1 protein-coding gene is annotated in these 2,751 nt (G+C 46.5%); it reads right to left on the bottom strand.

The features are described from left to right. Nucleotides 1-478: 478 nt before the first annotated feature. On the bottom strand, nucleotides 479-2,230 hold the full coding sequence (gene hmpF / locus ACTIE0_RS23745; protein ID WP_006620975.1) for a pilus motility taxis protein HmpF: 1,752 nt from the start codon (nucleotides 2,228-2,230) through the stop codon (nucleotides 479-481). Between the last annotated feature and the right edge of the window lie 521 nt (nucleotides 2,231-2,751).

Raw genomic sequence — 2,751 nt, 5'->3', positions numbered from 1 at the left:
AGCAGTTTGATTCTCTCCATGATGCCATGGATTCCGTTCTCCAAGCTGCGTCCTAACCACCTTGACTAATGCTATACGTCCTAACTTTTCTGTCTTGTGCTATAGCTCTGAACAAAGAAGGACAAAGCAGCGGTTGGTATCGCTGTGCCACTGACAATGTGGGCATCCACACCAGGAGCCGTGTGAGGTGAAAATCTCAAGCACGGTTTTGAATGGGAGGGGATGGAGGTGACTCCATTCTCGACCCCTACCCGATTTGTTACAGAGCGTGTTGACCTTGGGTTCCCTGCCTAATTTTGGTATCTTGGGATACAAAACTTAGGGACATATAAACAGTTATGGGGTCGGTCAGGAGTGCGTTCCTTGTATTCCGCCTAGGGGATGAAACCCCCACCAGGCGGCTATTTCAGGTATTTCAACCCTATTTCATGCCTGAAGGTTTCGCACTTATGACTTGTTTCTGGGTTTCATCCTCAGTTTAGGAAATCAGACCAGATATTAGTTGACTAAGTTCTCCTTGTGTTTGAGTTTGCTGTTGGCTGAGTTCCTGAATTTGATTAAATTGTGTTAACAACGATTCGATCTGCTCTTGTAAATTATTCCAGTTTTCCTCAAGGGATGGTAGTAATTCTTCATAGAGATTAGCGCGACCTTGAATTTCAGCTAACGTTTGTTTTTGTTTAATCCAACTCTGTTCTTGGGCTTCTAGTTGCTGACGTTTCTGTTCCTGTTCAGTTTCTTGTTGGGACAATTGCGCGTCCGTGTTAGAAATTTCAGTTTTTAATTGTTCCGTGCGATCGCGCAACTGCTCAAGTTCACTTCGGCTGGCTTGCTGCTGTTTTTCAATAGCAGCCAGAATTGACGGAAAGCCAAGAGCAACCCCCATATCAACAGTTCCGGCGCTACCTTGTCGTTGTAGCAAAACCGCTTGATACTGGTTCATGTGGTCTTCCCTTTCCCCCAAAGTCCGACGCTGTCCTTCTAGGGTTTTATTCAGCATTTGATAGGCATCTTGTTCATCGGCTAGATCCGATTCTTTCTGAGCGCGAACGCTCCCAGAAGCCCGATTAATTTCCTGTTGAAGTTCCTCAATTTCCTCTTGTTTGTATTTGAGTTCCTCTTCTTGTTCTTTAACCATGCGGAACCATCGATCCCATTCTTCCTGCAAGCGTTGAACTTCCGCCTGTAGTTGTTCAATGGGCATTTTCTGCAAGGGTGCCGTATCTACCTTAACTCCAGAAGTGGAACGACTAGCAACCGACTCAGAAAGACGTTGCAGTTGCTCTAACAGGGCCTGTCGGTATTCAATATTTTGTTCTAATCGCTGAATTTGTTGTTCATTGAATTCCAACAGATTTTGGCGGGAGTTCAGTTGTGCCCGATCATTTAACAACGTGATGTGGGACTGATGCCATTCTGACCACTGATGGCGCAGTGTAGTCACTTGGTCTACCTCCTGCTGCAACTCAGAAGCACGGTTGCGGTGTTCTTCCATTTGCTGACGGTAGGTTTGTCCTACAGAGATGCCATCATTGATCTGGTTTTGGGCTCGCTCTATCAATTCTCTGAGAGACTCGATAGAGTTACCACCTGAGAGTAGCTCCAGAAGTGCTTGCATTTCTTGGGCTTTTTCTGGGCTTAATCCTTTATGGGTTTCCAGTTCTGCCCGCTGTTCCTCAAGCGATCGCTTTTCTTCTTCAAGTTGCGATCGGCTACTCTCAACTTCGTGGCGAGCCTTGTCTATTTCAGCTCGCAGTTTCTCCTCTTGTTGTTTGCTCCTTTCCAGGCTCTGTCGCTGTTGTTCGAGCTTATCGAGTTCAGCTTCCAGATGATCCATCTGTTCTCGCCGAGATTCCATTTCCATTTCTCGGCGATTTAGTTCTTGTTCTCGGCGATTTAGTTCTTGAGTTTGGTAGGTGAGGGATTCTTTCCACTGTTCGATTTCTTCTTGTTGATTTTTGAATCTGTCTTGCAATCGGGAAAAATCTTCAAGAATTCTGACCAGTTTTTTGCCGTCCTCGATGCGCTGAACTTGTTTGCTGGCATTGAGTTCGACTAACACTAGAGCGCCATCCTTATAGCTGTTGGCATCCTCCGCCGGAACCAGATCGTCCCCCGGTACGGCGCTCCAATTGTTCTCGCCCCGCTGACAAACCAGCAACTTGAGTTCAGCCCGACCGCCACCTATAAAACCACTTTTCTGCTTTTGTACTTCCGCTAAATAAAGCACGGTGATTATCCTCTGATGCTGTTTAAGCTTTATTCCTAGGTTTAATCATATTCTGGTTTTCGATGTTAACAGTGGGTTGTTGACTGACCTTTAGTGAGGTACTCCCGACACTGATGCCAGATTATGGTGCGGGCTTCTCCCACAAGCTCGTGTATTACCACCGCTTATCGGGTTCGAGCCTTTTATAGTGAGTATTCCGCCTAGCCCCACTATCCAATATTTTCTCCAAATGTGACGATAGCAGTCCCCGCTGGTTATAATTACGCTTGAACATGGTAGCACACACCGCACCAATTCATCTGACCCGATCACAATGGAATGGGCTATCTGGAGCGCTGGAGTATCACAATATTTAAGTTTACCCTACTTTTGACCAAAGCTAATGGGATACAAGCCCCGCAGCAATTCTCATTTTGGCGAAAACCTGTTCAAGTCCCCGATTAGGGGTCGAGAATGGAGTCGCCTCCATCCCCTCCCATTCAGAACCGTGCGTGAAAGTTTCCCTTCACACGGCTCCTAGT

The sequence above is a fragment of the Limnospira sp. genome (assembly GCF_051859755.1).
Classification (GTDB): domain Bacteria; phylum Cyanobacteriota; class Cyanobacteriia; order Cyanobacteriales; family Microcoleaceae; genus Limnospira; species Limnospira fusiformis.
The sequence above is the reverse complement of the archived record's forward strand: the minus strand, read 5'-3'. Positions and strand labels throughout refer to the sequence as shown.